The sequence below is a fragment of the Alloalcanivorax marinus genome, assembly GCF_016785095.1.
In the GTDB taxonomy this organism is placed as follows: Bacteria; Pseudomonadota; Gammaproteobacteria; order Pseudomonadales; family Alcanivoracaceae; genus Alloalcanivorax; species Alloalcanivorax marinus_A.
The window spans coordinates 490106-511042 of sequence record NZ_JAEKJB010000008.1 but is presented as its reverse complement, the minus strand read 5'-3'; the positions used below and the strand labels follow the sequence as shown (position 1 = coordinate 511042).

The following is a 20937-nucleotide window of genomic DNA, read 5'->3' as shown; positions in this document are numbered from 1 at the left end:
AATCGCGACTGAAGCCGCTCCTACGGTTCAGGCGTTCACTACTTTCCGGCCCCGCGCCACGGCGGCCCGCACCTGATCCGGGGCGGTGCCGCCGATGTGGTTGCGGGCGCTCACCGAGCCTTCCAGGGTCAGTACCTCGAACACATCGTCGTCGATCTGGTCGCTGAACTGGCGCAGCTCCGACAGGGACATCTCGCTGAGGTCCTTTTTCTTGTCCACGCCGTAGGCCACCGCCTTGCCGACAATCTCGTGGGAGTCGCGGAAGGCAATGCCCTTGCGCACAAGATAGTCGGCCAGGTCGGTGGCGGTGGCGAAGCCGCGGCGGGCGGCTTCGCGCATCACTTCGCGGTTCGGTTCCAGGGCCGGGATCATGTCGGCGAAGGCGCGCAGGCAGCCGGCCAGGGTGTCCACCGCGTCGTAAAGCGGTTCCTTGTCTTCCTGGTTGTCCTTGTTGTAAGCCAGCGGCTGGCTTTTCATCAGGGTCAGCAGGGCGATCAGGTGGCCGTTGACGCGGCCGGTCTTGCCACGCACCAGCTCGGGCACGTCCGGGTTCTTTTTCTGCGGCATGATCGAGCTGCCGGTGCAGAAGCGGTCGGGCAGGTCGATAAAGTTGAACTGGGCGCTGGTCCACAGCACCAGCTCCTCGCTGATCCGCGACAGGTGAGTAACGCACAACGCGGTCAGGGCGCAGAATTCGATGGCGAAGTCCCGGTCGCTGACCGCGTCCAGGGAGTTCTCGCAGACGCCGTCGAAACCGAGCAGCTCACAGGTGCGTTCGCGCAGGATCGGGTAGGTGGTGCCGGCCAGGGCAGCGGCGCCCAGGGGCATGCGGTTGACCCGTTTGCGGCAATCGCGCAGGCGCTCGCGGTCGCGCTTGAGCATTTCGAACCAGGCCAGCAGGTGGTGGCCGAAGGTCACCGGCTGGGCGGTCTGTAAATGGGTGAAGCCGGGCATGATGGTGGCCGCTTCGCGCTCCGCCAGATCCAGCAGGCCGGTCATCAGGCGGGTCATCTCGCCGTCGATCAGGTCGATCTCGTCGCGCAGCCACAGGCGGATGTCGGTGGCCACCTGGTCGTTGCGGGAACGGCCGGTGTGCAGCTTTTTGCCGGTGATGCCGATCTTGTCGGTGAGCCGTGCCTCGATGTTCATGTGCACGTCTTCCAGGGCCACGGACCACTGGAAGTCCCCGGCCTCGATCTCGGCGCGGATCTCGTCCAGCCCCTGGATAATGGCGTCGCGCTCGTCGTTGGTGAGCACGCCGGCCTCGGCGAGCATGGTGGCGTGGGCCTGGGAACCCTGGATATCCTGCCGGTACATGCGCTGGTCGAAACCGACGCTGGCGGTGAATTCCTGCACGAAGGCATCGGTGGATTCACTGAAGCGGCCGCCCCAGAGTTGGTTTTGCTGCTGATCACTCATCTCGTTGCTCGCGTCCGGCGCTGAATTGACGGGGCGCGCAGTATAGCACCGCCGGACGGTGGTATCGTAGGCGGTAAAACGATAAGTGACGCCATGACCGAACCGCGAGCCAACGTTTTCCTGCCCAACCTGTGCACCACCCGCGCCGTGCTGGTGGTGGTGGTGGTCTCCGAGCTGATGGCCATCGTCATCACCCTGGTGGCGGGCTACTTCGAGCCGTTCGGGATCGAGCGGCTGGCGCTCACTTCCCTGTTTATCCAGTGGGTGGGGCTGACCTCGGCGGGGTTGGTGTGCCACCTGCGCGACCGTCTCAATCGCTTGCCCTCGGCCTGGTCGGCGCTGGCGGTGGTGGGCCTGGTGGTGCTCGACACCCTGGTGTTCAGCCTGCTGGCGCGTGGGTTGCTGGGCTGGGCCTCCGACGGCGCGGCGGTGGGGGCACTGTGGCACTGGGACATCCTCTCCAACGTGCTGATCGCGGCCATCGTCGCCGGCCTGATCATGCGTTACTTCTACGTGCAGGAGCAGTTGCGCCTCAAGGAGCGCGCCGAGCTGCGCTCGCGCATTCAGGCGCTGCAGTCGCGCATTCGTCCCCATTTTCTGTTCAATTCCATGAACATCATCGCCAGCCTGGTGCGGGTCGATCCGGACGCCGCCGAACAGGCCGTGGAGGACCTGTCGAGGCTGTTCCGCGCCAGCCTCAGGGACTCCTCCGACCACCAGGTGACCCTGGCCGAGGAACTGTCGCTGTGCGAGCGTTACGCGCGCATCGAAAGCCTGCGCCTGGGGGACCGGCTGCGAGTCGAATGGCGGGTGGAACTGGACCCCGAAAACGTGTTTCTGCCGCTTTTGACGTTGCAGCCCTTGCTGGAAAATGCGATCTATCACGGTATCCAACCCCTGGCCGAGGGGGGCGTGGTTACCGTTCACGCCCGCCAGGAGGGGGCCCGGGTGATGATCGGGGTGCGTAATCCGCGCCCCGATCACGGCAGCGACCACCGGGGCAACCGCATGGCGCTGGACAACATCCGGCACCGGCTCGAGGCGCTGTACGGCGCCGCCGTGCGGGTGGAGGCGATGGACGAACAACAATACTACGAGGTCCGGATCAGTTATCCGTCCGGCGAACGGCCCGGCTAGAGGGGAAGGCGATGGAGGACGTAGCCAAGATGAAGGTGCTGGTGTGCGACGATGAAGCGCTCGCCCGCCTGCGACTTAAACGGCTGGTGGAACTGGCCCACATGGAGGTCACCGGAGAAGCCGCCAGCGGCCGTGAAGCGGTGGAATGCGCCGGTCGCACGCGCCCGGACGTGGTGCTCATGGATATCCGCATGCCGGACATGGATGGCCTGGAAGCGGCCGCCCATCTGCAGAAGATGGAGCACCCGCCGGCGGTGATTTTCTGCACCGCCTACGACGAGCACGCCTTGCAGGCGTTCCGTGTGCACGCGGTGGATTACCTGCTCAAGCCGGTCAACGCCGACGATCTCAACCGGGCCCTGCGCAAGACCCGCTCCCTGAACCGGGTGCAGGTGGCGGAGATGAGCCACAAGCTGCTGGTCAACCGGCCACGCCGCCGCCGTCATCTGAGCGCCCGTACCCACCGCGGTCTGGAGGTGGTGCCGATCGAGGAGGTGCGCTATTTCCAGGCCGACCAGAAATACGTGGCGGTGCATTTCGGTGGCGGTTATGTGCTCATCGACGAGCCGCTCAAGGCGCTGGAAGAGGAATTCGAGGATCTGTTCGTGCGCATTCACCGCAGCACCCTGGCCTCGATGCACTACATCGAGAGCCTGGAGTGCTCGCCCCAGGGGCACTTCGAGGTGCACCTGCGTGGTGTCGAGGAGCCGCTGCCGGTGAGCCGGCGGCACATGGCCGGTTTGCGCAAGGCCCTTACCGGCAAGAAAAAATAGCCGCGCCGGCGTTCGGCGAAGCATCGCCTTTTCCATTACAATCCGGCTTCCATTCGTCGTTCCGGAGCTTCCATGTCCGCCGAGATCCTGCGCATCGCCACCCGTTCCAGTCCCCTTGCCGTCTGGCAGGCGGAATACGTGCAAAAACGGCTGGAAGCCCTGCACCCGGGTTTGCGCGTGGAACTGGTGCGCATCAAGACCCAGGGCGACAAGATTCTCGATACCCCCTTGGCCAAGATCGGTGGCAAGGGCCTGTTCGTGAAGGAGCTGGAAGAGGCGATGATGGACGGCCGCGCCGACATCGCCGTGCATTCCATGAAGGACGTGCCCATGGAACTGCCCGAGGGCATGGCGCTGCCGGTGATCTGTGAGCGTGAGGACCCCCGCGACGCTTTCGTTTCCAACCACCATGAATCGCTGATGGCGTTGCCGGAAGGCGCTCGTCTGGGTACCTCCAGCCTGCGCCGTCAGGCCCAGGTGCTGGCCAACCGGCCGGACCTGCGTGTGTCCAGTCTGCGCGGCAATGTGCAGACCCGCCTGGGCAAGCTCGACGACGGCCAGTTCGACGCCATCATCCTGGCTTCCGCCGGCCTCAAGCGGCTGGAAATGCATGAGCGCATTCGCTACGACATGCCGCCGGAGGAGTCCCTGCCGGCGGTGGGGCAAGGCGCCGTGGGCATCGAGTGCCGTGATGGTGACGCGCGTACCATCGAGCTGCTGACTCCGCTCAGTGATCCGCGGACCTGGGACCGGGTCACCGCCGAGCGCGCCATGAACCGGCGGCTGGAAGGCGGCTGTCAGGTGCCCATCGCCGGCTTTGCCCTGCTCGAGGATGACGACCGCCTGTGGCTGCGCGGCCTGGTGGCCAGCGAGGACGGCAAGACGGTGCTGCGCGCCGAGGATCGCGCCCCCCGGGAACAGGCCGTCGAGCTCGGCCGAAGCATCGCCGAGGCCCTGCTGGAGCAGGGTGCCGACCGCATTCTCCAGGATCTCTACGACCGGGCATGAGCCGGGTTCTGATCACCCGTCCCGCCGGCCAGGGCGAGGTGCTCGCGGCGCGGCTGCGCGCCGCCGGCCATGACGTCGAGCTGGTGCCGGCGCTGCGCATCGAGCCGCTGCCGCTGGCCGACGAGCACCGGCGCCGGCTGCTGGATCTCGACCTTTACCACGCGGTCTTCTTCGTCAGCGCCAACGCCGCCCACCACGCCCTCGCGGCGATGGCGGACCTCTGGCCGCAGTGGCCGGTGAGGCTGCACTGGCTGGCGGTGGGTGAATCCACCGCGGCGGTCATCCGCCAGGCCGGCCTGACACCGGAATACCCGCGTAGCGGGTTCAACTCCGAGGCGGTGCTGGCGTTGCCGTGCCTGGCGGAGGTGAGGGACCGGCGCATTCTGATTTGCCGTGGTGATGGCGGCCGCGACTGGCTGGCCGCGCGCCTGCGCGAACGGGGTGCCACCGTGGACGTGATACCGTTCTACCGGCGCCTTCCCGACCCGCGCCGGCACTGTCCCGACGGCATCGATACGGTGATGATCACCAGCGTCGAAGGCTGGCGGGCCCTGGCCGACCGGATCGCGGCGGACATCACGGTGATCGCCGCCGGCGATCGAGTGGCCGCCGCCGTGGCCGCCAGCCACGCCGGGCCGGTGATCACCGCCGCCAGTGCCCACGACTCGGACATGCTGGCGGCCTTGCCCGGCTAGACGCGCCGGGTCGCGCTCATTATCTTGAGTTGATTGCCGGGAAAGGGAACACACCAATAAAGGGAGACCCCATGACGCACCGCCCCCTCCGCCGCCAACAGGGCCTGAGCCTGTGGCCGCTGCTCATCGTGATCGTGATTCTGGCCGCCCTGGGCGCCGCCGGCTGGTGGGGCTGGCAGCAATGGCGGGTGCTGGAAAACGATCGCCAGAGCCTGGACGGCCGCATCGCCGAACTGCGCGCGGAGCTCGATCAACAGAGCCGCGAGCGGCGCCAGGCGGAGCAGGCGCTGCGCGATCAGCAGGAACGCCTGCAGGCGCGCCTGGCCCGGGATCGTGAAGCGTTGGCGGATGTGCGCCAGGGCGGCCAGACCCTGTGGCTGGCCAACGAGGCGGAGGCGCTGGCCAGCCTGGCCGGGCAGCGGCTGCTGCTCACCGGTGACGCCGCCGCCGCCCGGCGCTTGCTGGAGGCCGCCGACCAGACCCTGGCACGGCTCGACGATCCTGACGCGCTGCCGGCCCGCCAGGCCCTGGCGGTGGACATGGAGAAGCTCAACGGCGCATTGCAGGTGGACATTCAGGCCATGGTGCTGCGCCTGGGCGCCCTGCAGGCGCTGGTGCCGGAGCTGGCGATGCCGGAGCGGGACGCGCCGCCGGAGGCGCCGGCGCCGGACCAGGACCAGGGCTGGTGGGCCCGGTTGCTCTCGCAACTTCCGGTGACGGTGCGCCGCCACGAAGGTGAGGTGCCCCTGCCGCTTACCGAAACCCAGGCCGCCACCGTGCGCCTGACCCTGGATGCCAGCCTGCAACAGGCCCGGCTGGCGTTGATGCAGGGCCGTGAAGAAGCCTATCGCCAGGCCCTGGACAGCGCCCGCGCCACGCTTGACCAGTGGTTCCGCGACGATCAGGGCCGGGTGCGTCAGATCCGTGCCGCCCTGGACGAGCTGGACGGTCAGGCGGTGAGCCAGGCGTTGCCGGACATCGGCGCCGGTCTGGATGCCATCCGCCAGCTCAAGCGTGACCTGCTCAAGCGCGAGGAGGGCGGCCAATGAAGAAAGCCCTGCTGCTGATCGTGGCGGCCCTGGTGGCCGCCACTTTGCTGGGGCGCTGGATGGCGGCGGATTCCGGCTACCTGCTGGTGATCCGTGACCACTGGCGTCTGGAAAGCACCCTCGGCTTCGCGGTGCTGGCGCTGATTCTGGGCGCGGTGGCCCTGGTGGTGCTGACTCTGTTCCTGAACCTGCTGTGGAATGCCGCCGAACCGCTGCGCGCCACCCGTCGTTTCCGCCTGCGGGTGGCGCGCCGGCGGTTGCGCAGCGGTTTCATCCTGCTTATGGATGGCGAACCGGAAAAGGCGGAGCGGTTGCTCAGCGCCGCCGGTCGTGATGGCGACTGGCCCCTGGCGGCCTGGCTGCTGGCCGCCGAGTGCGCCCGCCAGCGCGGTGACGCCGAGGCGCTGGAGCGATATCTGGATGCGGCCGCTCGCTGCCGCCGGGGCGACGCCGTGGCCGGTCTGATGCGTGCCCGTTTCGCCCTGGACGAAGGTCGCCCGGACCAGGCCCGGCGGGAGTTGCAGGGGCTGGCGGAACGGGCGCCGGGCAACCGCCGCGTGCAGGTATTGTACGCCGACGTGCTGGAACGCGAGCGGGACTGGGAGGCGCTGTGCGCCCTGTTGCCGCGCCTGCGCCGCGCTCTCGGCGAGCAGCAGGCGGCGCGTCGGGAACGGCGCGCCTGGCTGGCGCGGTTGCAGCACCTGGGCCAGAAGCCCGGCTTCAATGACGCGGAAAGCCGCGCCAGGGAACTGCGCGAGCTGTGGAAGGCGGTGCCTACCGCCCTCAAGCACGATCCGGCCATGGTGGCTCGCTATGCCGGTTTCCTGGCGCAATTGGGGGAAGGCCGCCGCGCTCTGCAACTGGTCCGTGATCAGTTGGAGCGGGACTGGGATGACCGTCTGCCGCCGGTGCTGGAAGCCATCGACGATTTGTCGCCGGATGATCTGCTGCAGACCCTGGAAAAATGGCTGGTGGAGCGCCCCGGCAACGCCGCCGTGCTGGTTACCGCCGGGCGGGTGGCGCTGAAGGCGCGGCTGTGGGGCAAGGCGCAGAATTTCTTCGAAGCCGCCGCTAACTCCAGCCAGAGCGCCACCGCCCTGGCGGAGCTGTCACGGCTGTACCTGGCCCTGGGGGATCGCACCAAGGCGGCCTGGGTGCTGGAACGGCGGGTGGCGGAGCTGGGCGGATCGCTGCCGGCTTTGCCATTGCCGGAGAATGCGACTCAGCATTCTTGAGGCTTCAGTCGCGATCATCCCGATCACCGGAATTCTCCACTCTGGCGTCGTGCTTCAACGCCGCCAGCCGCCGGGCGATATCCCCGGCTGCTTCCATCCAGGCGGCGTCCAGGCGCAGCACCAGTTCCTCGTAACCGTCCCGCTCCAGCGCCTGGCGCTTGTCGAAGGTGCCGCCGACCGGGGGCCCGCCCGTGCCCTGGAAGCGCCATTCGCCGCTGACCCGGGCATCGCCGTCGGTGGTGCCCTGGAAGCGGCTCACCGTGACCCGCAATTCGCCGTCCGTTTTCGGCAGTGCCGCCGCGAGTGATCGTTTCAACTGCTCCTCCAGGGGCTCGGCCCAGCGGTGCGAGCGGGCACTGGTCAGGGTGGCGGGGCCGGTTTCCAGCACCAGGCCGGCCTGATCCAGGTAGCCGGCCACCTGAAGGCGCAGCGCCAGGGGCTGCTGTTGCGCCGCCAGGCGGGCCGAGGGCAGCAGGTAATGCCGTTCGCCGGTAACGGGTGCCTGGGCGCAGGCGGTCAGGGCCAGCAGCATCAGTAGCAGGAGAGGAAGTCTGATTGCCATCTTTGGCTCCGGGCGGTTGTTTGGTTGGTCATTGTCATGCGCTCAAGGCTGTCCATCCCGCGCTCAGGGCTGTTCATCTCGCGCTCAGGGCTGTTCATCCCGCGCTCTGGGCAGGGGATCCTCCGGCGGTTCGCGGGAGAAGATCAGGGCGTTGGGCTTTTCGCGCAGGGTGCGCAGCAGCGGCTCGGCGTCGCGCAGCACCTGCTCCAGGCGCTCCAGGGTATCGGAGAGCTGCTGGCCATCGGCGCCGGACAGGCCGTCCAGGGTTCGCTCCAGGGAGGCCAGGGTGTCGTTGAGCTGCCCCGGAAGCTGCCGGGTGCGCGGGTCGCCGAGCAGGGCTTCCAGGCGCTGCGCGGTGGCGCTGATTTCCTTGAGGGTGGCCTCGGAGGCGGCCAGGTTGCGGTCCAGCCCCTCGGCGATGTCCCGCAGCGGCAGGCTATTGAGGGTGTCCAGCAGGCCGCTGATCTGATTCTCGATCTGCGCCAGGCCATTGGAGGTGGTCGGGAACACCGGCACGCTCTCGAACCGGGTCGGCTCGTAGGCGGGCACGTCACGGTGGAAGTTGAGGTCCACGAACAGGGCGCCGGTAAGCAGGTTGCCGGATTTCAGCGAGGCGCGCAGGCCGTTGCCGAACATGCGCTCCAGGCGTTCGCGCCAGTCGTCCAGCAATACCTCGCTGCCCTGGGTGATGCGTTGCGGTTCGACGCGGATCAAGACCGGTATCGAGAAGCGGCTCAGCGAATCCGGCTGTTCACCGGTGAATTTCCAGGGCACCTGCTCCACGGTGCCCATGCGCACGCCCCGGTATTCCACCGGCGCCCCCCGGCTCAGGCCGCGCACCGTGTCTTCCACCAGCAGGACATATTCCAGGTACTGATCGAACAGCCCCCGGCGGGCCGCCTCCTGGTCGGCGTAGAGGGTGTACTCATCGCCCTCCTTGGCGGGGCTGCCGGCGGGCATGGTGTCGTCGGGCACGCCGAAGGCGATGCCGCCGCCGAGCAGGGTCTCCAACGATTGCAGATTGACCCGGAAGCCCTGGGAATCGAGCTGAAAGCCGACCCCGGACACACTCCAGAAGCGCGTGGTATCGGAGACCAGCACGTCGTAGGGCTTCTCGATGAAAATGCGGTGCTCGATGCTGCGGTCCTCGGCGATGAATTCGGTGTCCACCACCCGGCCTACGGTGAGGTTGCGGAACGTTACCGGATCGCCAGTGGTGACGCTGTTGCCCGGTTCACTGTGCAGGGTCAGGTACAGACCCCGGGCACCGGCCTCGGTAACCGGTGGTTGCTCCTCCACGGTGAAGCGGCGCTTCTTCTCGTTACCATCGCCGGGCAGCAGCTCGATGTAGGCGCCGGACAGCACCGTGCCCAGGCCGCTGATCCCTTCCCGGCCAATACGGGGTTTGACCACCCAGAAGCGGGTGTCCTCGTTGAGCATGCGGTCGGCGCCGTCCTGCATGCGCGCGGTGACCAGGGTATGGCGCAGGTCCTCGGACAGGGTCACGGTCTCCACCGTGCCGACCTGCACGCTGCGAGTCTTGATCGGCGTCTTGCCGGCCTCGATGCCTTCCGCGTCCTGCAGCTTCAGGGTGATCATCGGGCCCTGGCCGGCGAGATGATCGAACGCCAGCCACAGGCCGATCAACAACGCCGCCAGCGGGATCAGCCAGACCGGCGAGAGACGGGGCAGGCGCTCATGAACGGCGCGCGAGGGAGTCGAGCTCATTGTCATCCCGGGGTTGGGCGTCCGGTTCCGGGGCCGGCCCCTGCCGGTCCCAGATCAAACGCGGATCGAAACTGAAAGCGGCCAGCATGGTCAGCACCACCACCGCCGCGAAGGCCAGGCCACCGGGACCCGGGTCGATGGACAGCAGATTGCCCAGTCGCACCAGGGCCACCACGATGGCCACCACGAACACATCGATCATCGACCAGCGACCGACCCATTCGGTAATCCGATACAGGCGCATCTGGGCGGCCATGTCGAGGGGCGCGTCCCGGCGTGCCGCCAGGCACAGCCAGGCGAGGGCCATGATCTTGCCGAAGGGTACCAGAACACTGGCGGTAAAGATGATCAGGGCGATCGGCCAGTCGCCGTGCTGGAGAAACTGCAGCACGCCGGAAATGATGGTGGCCGGCTGGGTGTGGCCCAGGCTGGTGGTGATCATGATCGGATACAGGTGCGCCGGAAAGCAGAACAGGGTGGCCGCCACCAGTAGCGCCCAGGTGCGCTGCAGGCTGCCCGGGTGGCGCCGATGCAGGCGACCGCCGCAGCGCACGCAATGCCGGTGGCCATCCAGGGCCTGGAGCTGGCCACACTGCTCGCAGCCCACCAGGCCCTGGGCGGCGGCGGTCATACCGGGCCGGGCCCCGGCGGGAACCTGTGGCGGGCCGGCCAGGCGCGCCCACAGCGCCAGCGGGTGAAGGCGCTGAACCGTGATCAGCAGCGCCAGGGCGAAGCCGGTGAAGGCCCAGAAGCCCGGTTCCAGGGACACCTCCGCCATGCCCACGATCTTGATCAGGCTGACCAGGGCGGCGATGGCGAACACGTCGGCCATCATCCAGGGTTGCCAGCGGGGCAGGGCGCGCACCAGGGCGGCGGTGCCGGGCAGTGGCCCGGCGCGCCGGCGCAGGCTGGCGTGCACCCACAGCAAAGCGCCCAGGAAACAGGCTGGCAGCACCACGATGGTGGCGAACACCACCACCGCCAGGGCGGGGTGGTGGAAGGCGGCCAGCTGGGTGGCGGCATCCAGCAGCCCCATCTGGTCGCCGACGCCATTTTTCTCGAAGCGGATATAGGGAAACGCCAGCGCCACCGCGAGCAGGATCAGGGCGGTCACCGCCAGGGCCGGGCTGGTCTGGTCATGGACCGTATGGCGGGCCAGCGGGTGCCGGCAGCGCGGGCAGCGCACCCATTCCCCCGGCGCCGGATCGGTCACCGACAGCACCAGGTCGCACTGCGGGCAGGGCAACAGGGTGGCGTGGGGATCGGTGCTCGGGGGGCGGGTATCGTCCATGGGGCGACCGTAGACTGGGGATGGCTTATTGTGCCGGGCTGGGGGTGTGGACGCCAGACGCCGGACGCTGGACGCCGGACGCTTTAACCCGGGCCTGAAATCCATGGCGCGCCACGGCCAGGAAGGTGAGGCCGGGCAGGAAACACACCATTCCTTCCAGCTCAGGGTTTTAGCGTCCGGCGTCCAGCGTCCAGCGTCCAGCGTCCGGCGTCCAGCGTCTGGCGTCTGGCGTTATTCCCGAGGCGCGTAATCGAACACGTCGGAGTGGATGTTCTCCGCCGGCACCCCTTCCTCCACCAGAGCGTCGAACACCGCCCAGGCCATGGCCGGGGAGCCGCCCACGTAGAACAGCGGTTCGCGGGGTTCGGCCAGGGCTTCCAGGGCCGCTTCGTGGACCAGACCCACGGCGTGGCCGGGCTTGCTCATGTCCGACAGGGCGGTGACGGCGTGGAAGTCGCGCAGTTGCGCGCTCCAGCGGGCGGGCAGGTCGGGCAGATAAAGGTCATCCTCGGTGCGCGCGCCCCAGAACAGGCGTACCGGCAGCGGATAGTCCAGCTCGATCAGACGTTCGATCATCGCCTTCACCGGGGCGAAGCCGGTGGAGCCGCAGATAAACCACAGTGGCCGGTCGGGGGCGCCATCGATGAAACGCTGGCCGTCCGGCAGGGTCACCGCCACCGTGGCGCGTTCGCTCAGATCCGCCATGATGGCGTGGGCGGCACTATTGTCGGTGGCATGGCGCACATGCAACTCCAGATCGCGACCGCCGGGGGCGTTGGCGATCGAGAACGGGTAGCTGCCATGCTCCAGCTCCAGAATCAGGTACTGGCCGGCGTGCCAGCGTACCGCCTTGCCGGCGGGCAGACGCAGCCACACCCGGGTGACATCGTGGTTGAGCGGTTCTCGCTGGACAATCTGGCATTGCAGTCGGTGCACGGGCAATTCGCCCGGCGCGGTGATCTCTGGCACGTCGATCTCGCAATCGCTGATCGGAATGGCCACGCAGTATAGCACCCGGTCCGCCCGGGGCTCGCCGGCGTGGATGATCGTGTCTTCGTGGGCGCCGCCACCGCGAGTGTGGCGTACCGAGCCGGCGCCGAGCCGGCCCTGGCAGCGCTCGCAGACGCCGTTGCGGCAGGCATGGGGAAAGCCGAATCCGGCCTCCCGACCGGCGCTCAGGATGGGGACGCCGTCCGGGCAGATCAAGGCATGGCGCCCGTTGATCAGGACACGGTGGGCCACGGCGGGCTTCAGCCCACCTTGCGGCCGGTGATGATGCTCTTCACATGCTCCAGGTCCGCCCAGGCCCCTTCGGCGAAGATTTTCTTCACGTCGTCCACCACCGCCTGATAGCCATAACGGGGATGGGCGTCGTGCACCGCCACCCGGGCGCCGGGGTTGAGGTGTGGCTCGAAATCCTTGAAGTCCCGGTAAGCCTGTTCATGGTTGCCGTCGATCCACAGGAAGTCGATCTTCACCGACGGGTCCCACTGGGCGGCGGCTTCCTGGGAATAGCCCTCGATCAGGTCGAACATGCCTTCGAAGCCGTTGCGGCGCAGCCGCTCGGCCACCAGCGCCTTGGTGGGCTTGTTTTCCAGCGGCACCAGGTTGTCGGTGAGCTCCTCCTGCTTGTCCAGGTCGGAGTTGAACGGGTCGATGGCGTAGATGTGTCCGCCTTTCTTCTTCAGGCCGCGCAGCAGGTAACTGGTGGACAGACCGCCGTAGCAGCCGATCTCCACCACCACGCCGCCCTTGGGCACCTGGCTTGACCACTGGGTGAGCATGGCCGCCTCGGTGTGGCGGATCATGCCGCCGTAGGCGCGTTTGTCATACTTGCGGCCACGCAGCAGGCCCATCACGTTGTGATAGACCGGCCGCGAAAAGCCGCTGATCAGTTTCGGGCCTTTCTCGGTCCAGGCTTTTTCCAGAAAGGCGTTGGTCGATTCAGTTGCTGCCATCTTTAACCCGCGGTGCCGACGAAAAGAGCAATGATACAGCCCATGCCGAAAAACCACACCAGGGAGCGAGCGCTGGCCCAGTCGGCGATGTAACAGACGCCATAGAGCACCCGGCTGAGCACGAAGGCCACGGCGATGCCGTCGATGGTGCCCTGGGGCGCGGTGTGCGCCAGCTGGGCGATGATCACCGCCGCGGCAAATGCCGGGTTGATCTCGAAGCTGTTCTGCTGGGCCCAGTGGGCGCGTTTGCGGGCGCCGCTCAGGGTCTCCAGGAATTCCCGGGGGTTATGGTTCTCGCGGAGGCCGAAGCCGCCCTGGAACTTGGCGAACCCGGTGAAGGCGAAGGGAAGCAGAAAAGCGACCAGTACACACCAGAAGGCTAACGTCATGAATCAGGTCCTCGCTGTATTTGTTGTGTTGTGGAGCGGCTGAACAGGCGAGCCGCCCGGCCGCTCCTACGGTGGCCCGGCGGGCCGCCGGGATCAATGACCGTTGCGTAACAGGACCCGCTCCACCAGGGCCAACCGGTCCTGGCCCCAGATCAGGGTGTCGCCGTTCTGGAAGCTCGGCACGCCCCAGCCGCCGGCGTCCATCATCGCCGCCCGGTTGGCCTCGGCGCGGGCCTGCCACTGGTCGTCGCCCAGCCAGCGGCGGGCCCGGTTCCAGTCCAGGCCGGCCTGCCGGGCCAGCCGCGACAGGCCGGCGTCGCCGGCCATGTCCACGCCCTGGCTCCAGATGCCCCGGGCGGCGGTGAGCAGCCACTCGCGCAGGCGGCCCTCCTTTTCCGCGAACGGCCACAGCGCCATGCAGCGTTCCACGCCCGGGCCCACCGGGTCCTGGATCTTGCCGAACGGCACGCCGTGCAGCCGCGCTTCCCGGGCCGCGTCGGTGACGATGTAGAGACGCTTGGCCCGGGGCACGGTCAGGCCGCGCATCACCATGGGCAGTACCGGCCGTACCTCCAGCTCCACGCCGTAGTGGTCGGCCAGGGCGTAGGCGCGCTCCAGGGCCAGGTAGGAATAGGGGCTGCGAAACGAGAAATAGAATGCCAGACGTGTGCCTTCCGGTGCCGCCGGGCCGTCCAGACGGGCGTGCTTGGCGGCCCCGTAGTCCAGCGGCCAGGGCCCCCCACCCAGGCCCAGTGCTTCCAGGCGCCGGGCCAGATGGTCGAGCCGTTCCAGGCTCCAGTACCACTCACCCTGGTAATGCAGCGTGGCCGTCAGGTAGTGGCCGTCGGCGAGGAACTGGTCGCGGCGGGCCTCCATGGCGAGCCGCGCCTGGTCCTCGGGCTGTTGGCCATGGCTGGCGAGCAGTTGCTCCAGGCGTTCGTCGTCGCCGGCCCAGAGCGCCTGGCCCAGAGCATGGGCCAGGCTCCAGAAGCGTTCGTCGCCTTCATGCTTGAGCAGGCAGCGGGTTGCCGCCAGGGCGCGTTCCGGGTCCGGTGGCGTTGCCCCGGTGGGGAATTCCAGGCCGTGCAATTCGGCCAGGGCGGCGGCGTCCTGGGGCGCCAGGTCGCGCAGCATATCCGGCGCCGGGTACAGATTGGCGTCCAGGTAGAGCATCACCCGGGGAATGATGCGCAGCCCGAAGTGCTCGCCGAAGGCCGGCAGAGCCTGGGCCATGAGCAGGGAATAGGGGTCGTCGACGCGGAAATGGAAGGTGGCTTCGTGGGGGCGGCGGGCCAGCCGCCGGCGCCATTCCAGAAGCCGGCGGCGCCAGCGCTCCCGGCCCGGGCTGGTGAGCAGCCGGGCCAGGTGGGGCATCAGTCGGCGTTGCTGGCTCATCCGTGACCCTCCCGCCGTTACTCGCCGATCTGGCCGAGGTCGCGTACCGCCCCGCGGTCGGCGCTGGTGGCCAGGGCGGCATAGGCGCGCAAGGCGGTGGATACGTTGCGCTGCCGGATCTCCTTGGGCCGCCAGGCCAGCTTGCCGCGTTTCTCCATTTTTTCCCGGCGGTGGGCCAGTTCCTCGTCGCTTACCGCCAGACGGATGGTGCGGTTGGGGATGTCGATCTCGATGGTGTCGCCTTCCTCCACCAGGGCGATGGCGCCGCCCTCCGCCGCTTCCGGCGAGGCGTGGCCGATCGACAGCCCGGAGGTGCCGCCGGAGAAGCGGCCATCGGTGAGCAGCGCGCAGCTTTTACCCAGGCCCTTGGATTTCAGATAGCTGGTGGGGTAGAGCATTTCCTGCATGCCGGGGCCGCCTTTCGGACCCTCGTAGCGGATCACCACCACGTCGCCGGCCACGATCTGATCGCCGAGGATGGCGCGTACCGCGGAGTCCTGGGATTCGAACACCCGCGCCCGACCGGTGAAGGTGAGGATGGAGTCGTCCACGCCGGCGGTCTTTACGATGCAGCCCCGTTCGGCGATGTTGCCGTACAGCACCGCGAGCCCGCCGTCCTTGCTGTAGGCATGCTCGTAGTCACGGATGCAGCCGTTGGCGCGGTCGGTGTCCAGGCTGTCCCAGCGGGTGTCCTGGCTGAACGCGGTCTGGGTGGGGATGCCCGCCGGCCCGGCGGTGTACATCTTCTTCACCCCCTCGTCGCTGGTGCGCACCACGTCATAGTGCTCCAGCGCCTCGGCCACGGTGGCGGAATGCACCATGGGCAGGTCCCGGTGCAGCAGGCCGGCCCGGTCCAGCTCGCCGAGAATGCCCATCACGCCGCCGGCGCGGTGCACGTCTTCCATGTGGTACTTCTGGGTCGCCGGCGCCACCTTGGACAGGCACGGCACCTTGCGGCTGAGCCGGTCGATGTGCTCCATGGTGAAGTCCACCCCGCCTTCCTGGGCGGCGGCCAGCAGGTGCAGCACGGTGTTGGTGGAGCCGCCCATGGCGATGTCCAGGCTCATGGCGTTCTCGAACGCCTTGAAGGAGGCAATGTTGCGCGGCAGCACGTTCTCCATGTCCTGTTCGTAATAGAGCCGCGCCAGGTCGACGATGCGGCGGCCGGCTTCCAGGAACAGTTCGCGGCGGTCGGCGTGGGTGGCCAGCAGCGAGCCATTGCCCGGCAGCGACAGGCCCAGGGCCTCGGTGAGGCAGTTCATGGAGTTGGCGGTGAACATGCCGGAGCACGAGCCGCAGGTGGGGCAGGCGGAGCGTTCCACCTCGGCCACGGTGGCGTCGTCCACCTTGTCGTCGGCGGCCATCACCATGGCGTCCACCAGGTCCAGTTTCTGCTCGCCCAGTTTGGTCTTGCCCGCTTCCATGGGGCCGCCGGAGACAAAAATCACCGGGATGTTCAGGCGCATGGCGGCCATCAGCATCCCTGGGGTGATCTTGTCGCAGTTGGAGATGCACACCAGGGCGTCGGCGCAGTGGGCGTTGACCATGTATTCCACGGAGTCGGCGATGATGTCGCGGCTGGGCAGCGAATAGAGCATGCCGTCGTGGCCCATGGCGATGCCGTCGTCGACCGCGATGGTGTTGAATTCCTTGGCGATGCCGCCCGCGCGTTCCACCTCGCCGGCCACCAGTTGGCCCATGTCCTTCAGATGCACATGGCCCGGCACGAACTGGGTGAAGGAGTTGGCGATGGCGATGATCGGCTTGCCGAAATCGTCGTCCTTCATGCCGGTGGCGCGCCACAGGGCACGGGCGCCGGCCATGTTGCGGCCATGGGTGGTGGTGCGGGAGCGGTACTGGGGCATGGGATCCTCGCTGCTGCCGGGTGTTCGGGACCGGGCATTGTAGCGCAGCGCGGCGGGCAAGGGGGAATATCGCTTGTCCCGGTGTGGGCCAGGGCGCACACACTATCCGGGATGTCCTACATACCAGCCTGTGCGGGAGAGTTAGCGTTCGCCGTGAACGGAACAAAAAGGAGGCAGGACATGGAAAGTCGAATTGAGGAAGTGGCGTATATCCCGTTGACATATACAACACGAAGAGCGAGCATGGCGGCGTTGATCCGTAATCCGGAGGAAGGCGCCATGGAAAAGACCACTGTATTCAAGAGCAACCGCACCCAGGCGGTGCGCCTGCCCAAGGCGGTCGCCTTCCCGGATGACGTCAAACAGGTGGAGATCGTGGCCCTGGGCCGGGCGCGCCTCATCGTGCCCGCCGGGGAGGCGTGGGACTCCTGGTTCGACGGCCCCGCCGTGAGCGCGGATTTCATGAGCGACCGCGAACAGCCCGACGGGCAGGAGCGCGAGGGGTTCTGATGCTGAAGTACATGCTGGATACCAATATCTGCATCTTCACCATCAAGAACCGGCCGGCGGCGGTGCGCGAGGCCTTTCGGGAGCGGCAGGGTTCGCTGTGCATCAGCAGCGTCACGCTGATGGAATTGATCTACGGCGCCGAGCGGTCCGCGCGGCGCCGGGACAATCTGGAAGTAGTGGAAGGCTTCGCCGCCCGCCTGGAGGTACTGGATTACGAAGCCGAGGCCGCCGCGCACACCGGCCAGCTGCGCGCCGAACTGGCCGCCGCGGGCACGCCCATCGGCCCCTGGGATCAGATGATCGCCGGCCACGCCCGCAGCCGGGCACTGGTGCTGGTCACCCACAACACCCGTGAGTTCGACCGCGTGCCGGGGCTGCGCATCGAGGACTGGTCTTACTCTACATGATGCACTTTATGCGATGACTGATAAAAAAATCAGTGTGCAGTCCGGTCTATTTGTTTCGGCTCGGAATAAAGAAAAAGCTTCTTTGCGTCTTTAGGTTTAAGGTGTCGGTGGGCTTTATAGAGTTTGGGCTGCGGCGCTTCCCTCCTGATTCTGTTGTTACTTCCATGTCGACGTTTTCGATAATCATTTCATGGATGTCCTGGCTGTGCGCGGGTGTTTGGTTATATGCATCTGAATAAAAATTTTCCATCTTGATTTTCCCGCCGTGGCGCTCTAGGAATCTGGGAATATCATCATAGAGAGAGTTTTTTGCAGCCTGTCTTGAGTCAACGTCGAAAAGGTATAATTGCCCTTCTGATTTTGGATCATAAGAGAGCATGTTTAAGCCGGGGCGGCCAAAATGGGCCTGGGCGTCGCTTTGGTGCAATATGTCGTTATAAACTTGTCTTGCTCTATATGATCCGGCAAAGTGCATTAGCCAATACTGCCAGCCTTCGGGATTGTTTATTGAGAAAGGGCTGACAAATGCTGCGCAATCCTGCAAATAAAGGTATGCCGCTTTCTCTGCGTTCCCTAACCACTCTCTTTTTCCAATGGGTTGGCCATCTTCTATGGTGGTAAGGATTTCTCTTAGTTCGGTTTCTATTGAGCTGTTCTTTTGAATTCTTTGTGGGGAGAGGAATGTCAGCATGCTTTGAATCATAAAGGTTAGCAATATTTCGGCTGACCTCCATGAATTCATGATGTCTTTTATTATTTCAGAAGTTACTTTTGAGTAGCCGCATTGGTCTAGGTTGAAGAATACGTTGAAACATTTTTTTTCTTTTAGAGTTTTTTTTATACTGGGAAAGGCTTGTTCGAAGTCTTGATTTAGGTAGGTGGGGGTTATTTGTAGGTTCTTGCATTCTTCTTTGGCCATTATTAGGGCTGGGGTGGTGTTTTTCTTGACGGCCCTTGCGACCTCTGGGTCTTTGTCGTTGATTATTATCAGGCACTCTATTTTTATCGGCCTCATGCCTTGAGATGCCCGATGGATGTTTATGTCATTGGCTGCCTTGGTGAGCGTTTCGATGAATATAATGGGGGAGCCGGGTTCGTTATTTTCATATAGGCCTGCGCCTGAAAATCCGTCGACAATAGCGAGCCTAAATTTTTCTTGTCTCGGGATTTGACATCTTGTTTCGAGGTATTTAAGAAAATAATTTTTCAGTATCTGATGCTTCTTTTTGGTGTGTGGTGCTAGCGGTGCTCCGTTTTCCCAGTCATAAACTTTTGTAACCATTTTGGAACTTCCTTGTCATATATTTATTATTGAGATGTTCGGCATCTGGTCCCACGTTTTTCCTTTATAGGTGCGACCGTTGGCTTTTTTGGAACGTTTTTGTTCGTCTCTTCCCCAGGTTCCCCATTGTTTAAAAAAGAAGGCTGTATCGCTTTTTATGCAATGGCTGTGAATTTCGTCTATCCAGGATTCTTTTATTGGGCGAGCTTTGCTGCCGCTTTCGCCGCCGACTATGGCCCAGTGAATGCCATCCAAACAAATGTCTCCGACTGGCCCGATTAGTGGCTCGAAAGAAACAAATCTTATCGATGCGGGGGTCTGTTTGAGATGGGAAATACGATGTTTGACGTCGCTGTTTTCTATGCTGGTTCCCACCCAGACGTTTGGAAGGGTCTTCTTTATTTCTTTGGAAAGGATTTCTTTCATCCTCTCTGGGCGCTTGGTTAAGATTTGGTAGTTATGTTGGGGGGTTGCCTGCATCACCTCCCAGACAGAGATGATGAATTCATCAGAAACGTCTTGGTGGAAAAGATCACTCATTGAATTGACAAAAATATTTCTAGGCTTTTTCCATCCATACGGTATTGATAGTGATTTGTGGTCTTCTCTAACCACTCCATTCCAGGTGACGCTTCCCCCTTTTGTTTGCGTTAGCCCTTGGTATTTGGGTGTGCCCATCGCTTCAAGGCGGTGAGCCATTTTCATAGCATAGCAATTTGTGCAGCCGGCACTTGCTAACGAGCAGCCAGCTACAGGATTCCAGGTGGCGTCGGTCCATTCTATTTGTGTTTCTGCCATGAGTGCATCCTGCTACTTTTTCGTATTTCTATAGGAAAAAGCATATCTAATCGCGTATAAGCCTGGAAGATCGTAGATATAATTTAATTTAATATTTATCCCAGATTTTTTACGAACACCTTGGAGTTGCGCTGCCAGTTGTAGAGCGCCTGGCGCTGGGCCGGAAGCGCGTCCACGCTGGCCGGCTCGAAGCCCTGTTCCCGGAACCAGTGGGCGGTGCGGGTGGTGAGCACGAACAGCTTTTGCAGGCTCTGCTCGCGGGCGCGCCGTTCCAGGTAGCGCAGCAGTTGCAGGCCGCGCTCGCTGTTGCGGTAGTGCGGGTGCACCGCCACGCAGGCCAGCTCGCCGATTTTCTCTTCCGGGAACGGGTAGAGGGCGGCGCAGCCGATCACCATGCCGTCGCGTTCGATGATGGCGAAGCGATGAATCTCGTTTTCCAGCCGTTCCCGGGAGCGGCGCACCAGGGTGCCGTCCTCTTCCAGGGGGGCGAGCAGTTCCAGGATGCCGCCGACGTCGTCGATGCGCGCGCCGCGCAGGGTCTCGTAGGTTTCCCGGGTGACCATGGTGCCGCAGCCATCGCGGGTGAACAGCTCGCGGATCAGGGCGCCGTCCTCGCGGGCATCAAGCAGGTGGGCGCGGGCCACGCCGTTGCTGGCGGCGTGGCAGGCGGCGGTGAGCTGGCGGTCCACCGGGTCGGTGCTGAAGCGCTCCTGGGCGAGCAGGCGGCCGGCCTCCTGGGGGGTGAGTTCGCGCAGCAGGCGGCCTTCATCGTCGTCCACGCGCAGGCCCTCGCCAAGCACGATGAGCTTGTCGGCGGCCAGGGCGATGGCGGTGTTGGAGACCACTTCCTCGGCGTTCAGATTGAACAGTTCACCGGTGGGCGAGGCGCCCAGGGGTGAGAGCATGACCACGTTGCCGGCGTCCAGCTGGCGGCGGATGGCGTCCACCTGGATGCGCCGCACCTCGCCGGTGTGCTGGTAATCGAAGCCGTTGCGCACGCCCACCGGTTTGGCGATCACGAAGTTGCCGCTGATCAGTTGGATGGCGGCGTTATGCATGGGCGAGTTGGACAGCCCCATGGAGAACAGCCCTTCCAGCTTGAGGCGCAGGGCGCCCACCGCGGCGGTCACCTCTTCCAGGGCGGCGGCGTCGGTGATGCGGGTGTGGTTCTCGAAGCGGCTCTCCAGCCCGGCGGCGTCCACCCGCCGGCCGATTTGCGGCCGGGCGCCGTGCACCAGCACCAGCCGCGCGCCCAGGGCGTTGAGCATGGCCAGGTCATGAACCAGCGCCGGCAGGCGCGGTGAATCCAGCACCTCGCCGCTGATCAGCACCACGAAGGTGCGATCGCGGTGAGCGTTGATGTACGGCGATGAATTGCGGAACCAGGCGACCTGGTTGTCGGTGTCGGACACGGGGCTCTCGGTGTGGGTGGTCAT

At 65.3% G+C, this 20937-nt stretch carries 20 protein-coding genes; 8 read left to right on the top strand and 12 right to left on the bottom strand.

Translation table 11 applies throughout. The features are described 5' to 3' along the window. Window positions 1-27 precede the first annotated feature (27 nt). On the bottom strand, window positions 28-1419 hold the full coding sequence (argH, locus tag JF515_RS09385; RefSeq protein WP_203103510.1) for an argininosuccinate lyase: 1392 nt from the start codon (window positions 1417-1419) through the stop codon (window positions 28-30). 93 nt (window positions 1420-1512) lie between these two features. Here argH and JF515_RS09380 point away from each other — a divergent pair, with 93 nt between their 5' ends. The 6 genes from JF515_RS09380 (at window position 1513) to JF515_RS09355 (ending at window position 7316) form a co-directional block, all read left to right on the top strand. Further along, a complete protein-coding gene (locus JF515_RS09380) occupies window positions 1513-2556 on the top strand; it encodes a sensor histidine kinase (RefSeq protein ID WP_203103508.1) in 1044 nt (347 codons plus the stop codon). An 11-nt stretch (window positions 2557-2567) separates the two neighbouring features. Next, window positions 2568-3329 carry a LytR/AlgR family response regulator transcription factor gene (locus tag JF515_RS09375; RefSeq protein ID WP_425305602.1) on the top strand — a complete coding sequence of 254 codons (762 nt, stop codon included), beginning with the start codon at window positions 2568-2570 and terminating at the stop codon, window positions 3327-3329. A gap of 72 nt (window positions 3330-3401) precedes the next feature. Continuing rightward, complete coding sequence (gene hemC / locus JF515_RS09370) at window positions 3402-4337, top strand: hydroxymethylbilane synthase (RefSeq protein WP_203103506.1); 936 nt, start codon at window positions 3402-3404, stop codon at window positions 4335-4337. Then, window positions 4334-5032 carry a uroporphyrinogen-III synthase gene (locus tag JF515_RS09365; protein ID WP_203103504.1) on the top strand — a complete coding sequence of 233 codons (699 nt, stop codon included), beginning with the start codon at window positions 4334-4336 and terminating at the stop codon, window positions 5030-5032. Before hemC ends, JF515_RS09365 begins: the two co-directional genes overlap by 4 nt. A gap of 71 nt (window positions 5033-5103) precedes the next feature. Next, window positions 5104-6081, top strand: coding sequence for a uroporphyrinogen-III C-methyltransferase (locus JF515_RS09360; protein ID WP_203103502.1), 978 nt, complete (start codon window positions 5104-5106; stop codon window positions 6079-6081). After that, window positions 6078-7316, top strand: coding sequence for a heme biosynthesis HemY N-terminal domain-containing protein (locus JF515_RS09355; RefSeq protein ID WP_203103500.1), 1239 nt, complete (start codon window positions 6078-6080; stop codon window positions 7314-7316). The genes JF515_RS09360 and JF515_RS09355 overlap by 4 nt, the downstream gene beginning before the upstream one ends. Before the next feature lie 4 nt (window positions 7317-7320). Here the strand turns inward: JF515_RS09355 and JF515_RS09350 are convergent, their stop codons facing one another. The 8 genes from JF515_RS09350 to ilvD form a co-directional block, all read right to left on the bottom strand. Beyond that, complete coding sequence (locus tag JF515_RS09350) at window positions 7321-7878, bottom strand: PqiC family protein (protein ID WP_203103498.1); 558 nt, start codon at window positions 7876-7878, stop codon at window positions 7321-7323. Between the two features lie 84 nt (window positions 7879-7962). Further along, on the bottom strand, window positions 7963-9606 hold the full coding sequence (gene pqiB / locus JF515_RS09345; protein WP_203103496.1) for an intermembrane transport protein PqiB: 1644 nt from the start codon (window positions 9604-9606) through the stop codon (window positions 7963-7965). Next, complete coding sequence (locus JF515_RS09340; protein WP_203103494.1) at window positions 9575-10897, bottom strand: paraquat-inducible protein A; 1323 nt, start codon at window positions 10895-10897, stop codon at window positions 9575-9577. Before JF515_RS09340 ends, pqiB begins: the two co-directional genes overlap by 32 nt. A gap of 231 nt (window positions 10898-11128) precedes the next feature. Further along, window positions 11129-12139 (bottom strand): 2Fe-2S iron-sulfur cluster-binding protein, encoded by a 1011-nt coding sequence (locus JF515_RS09335; protein WP_203103492.1) that lies wholly within the window; start codon window positions 12137-12139, stop codon window positions 11129-11131. Window positions 12140-12147: 8 nt separating this feature from the next. After that, the gene (locus JF515_RS09330) at window positions 12148-12855 is read right to left on the bottom strand and encodes a class I SAM-dependent methyltransferase (RefSeq protein WP_203103491.1); all 708 of its coding nucleotides are present in this window, start codon (window positions 12853-12855) and stop codon (window positions 12148-12150) included. Window positions 12856-12857: 2 nt separating this feature from the next. Next, complete coding sequence (locus JF515_RS09325; protein WP_203103490.1) at window positions 12858-13244, bottom strand: MAPEG family protein; 387 nt, start codon at window positions 13242-13244, stop codon at window positions 12858-12860. Window positions 13245-13337: 93 nt separating this feature from the next. Then, window positions 13338-14639, bottom strand: a complete 1302-nt coding sequence (locus JF515_RS09320; RefSeq protein ID WP_203103489.1) for a DsbA family protein — start codon at window positions 14637-14639, stop codon at window positions 13338-13340. 17 nt (window positions 14640-14656) lie between these two features. After that, window positions 14657-16504: a dihydroxy-acid dehydratase gene (ilvD, locus tag JF515_RS09315; RefSeq protein ID WP_203103488.1), complete on the bottom strand. Its 1848-nt coding sequence runs from the start codon at window positions 16502-16504 to the stop codon at window positions 14657-14659. Window positions 16505-16747: 243 nt separating this feature from the next. Between ilvD and vapB the strand changes: the two genes are divergently transcribed. Both vapB and vapC read left to right on the top strand, forming a co-directional pair. Beyond that, window positions 16748-17014, top strand: a complete 267-nt coding sequence (gene vapB, locus JF515_RS09310; RefSeq protein ID WP_425305601.1) for a type II toxin-antitoxin system VapB family antitoxin — start codon at window positions 16748-16750, stop codon at window positions 17012-17014. After that, on the top strand, window positions 17014-17421 hold the full coding sequence (gene vapC, locus JF515_RS09305; RefSeq protein ID WP_203103487.1) for a type II toxin-antitoxin system tRNA(fMet)-specific endonuclease VapC: 408 nt from the start codon (window positions 17014-17016) through the stop codon (window positions 17419-17421). The genes vapB and vapC overlap by 1 nt, the downstream gene beginning before the upstream one ends. Before the next feature lie 46 nt (window positions 17422-17467). On the opposite strand, the gene JF515_RS09300 is transcribed toward vapC, so the two are convergent. From JF515_RS09300 to argA, 3 genes are all read right to left on the bottom strand, one after another. Further along, window positions 17468-18703 (bottom strand): three-Cys-motif partner protein TcmP, encoded by a 1236-nt coding sequence (locus JF515_RS09300; RefSeq protein WP_203103486.1) that lies wholly within the window; start codon window positions 18701-18703, stop codon window positions 17468-17470. Window positions 18704-18718: 15 nt separating this feature from the next. After that, the gene (locus JF515_RS09295; RefSeq protein ID WP_203103485.1) at window positions 18719-19501 is read right to left on the bottom strand and encodes a phage Gp37/Gp68 family protein; all 783 of its coding nucleotides are present in this window, start codon (window positions 19499-19501) and stop codon (window positions 18719-18721) included. Between the two features lie 95 nt (window positions 19502-19596). Further along, on the bottom strand, window positions 19597-20937 hold the full coding sequence (gene argA, locus JF515_RS09290; RefSeq protein ID WP_203103483.1) for an amino-acid N-acetyltransferase: 1341 nt from the start codon (window positions 20935-20937) through the stop codon (window positions 19597-19599).